This is a genomic window from Bradyrhizobium sp. NBAIM08 (assembly GCF_020193935.1).
GTDB lineage: Bacteria > Pseudomonadota > Alphaproteobacteria > Rhizobiales > Xanthobacteraceae > Bradyrhizobium > Bradyrhizobium yuanmingense.
Map to the genome: position 1 here is coordinate 1 of NZ_JADYVR010000670.1, position 423 is coordinate 423.

General features: G+C 61.0%; 1 protein-coding gene. It reads left to right on the forward strand.

Annotated features, from left to right (window positions below; all coding sequences use genetic code 11):
* Positions 1 to 32: 32 nt before the first annotated feature.
* A partial coding sequence (locus tag I6F37_RS41485; RefSeq protein ID WP_225154594.1) for a deoxyhypusine synthase family protein occupies positions 33 to 423 on the forward strand: 391 nt, incomplete at its 3' end.

A 423-nucleotide genomic window follows, 5' to 3' on the forward strand; every position in this document is an offset into this window, starting at 1 on the left:
GTCCGGGGTGACGCTGTGCTTGGGATAACCCGATGACCAACACTCAGATTAACGACACCCGCAAGGCCGAGCTGCTCTCCACCAAGGTCGAGCATATCGACATCACCTCTTTCGACGCGCGCCCGATTGTGGACGCCATGAAGAAGATGTCCTTCACCAGCCGCGACCTCGGCCGCGCGACCGAGATCTACAACCAGATGCTCGGCGACAAGGACTGCACGGTCGTTCTCGTCATCGCGGGCTCGACCAGCGCGGGCGGATGCATGGACCTGTATGCGGAGCTGGTCCGTTCCAACATGGTCGACTGCATCGTCGCGACCGGTGCGACCATCGTCGACATGGATTTCTTCGAGGGTCTTGGCCACAAGCATTATCAGGCGTTGGAGGTGCCCGACGACGACACGCTGCGCTCGCTCTACATCG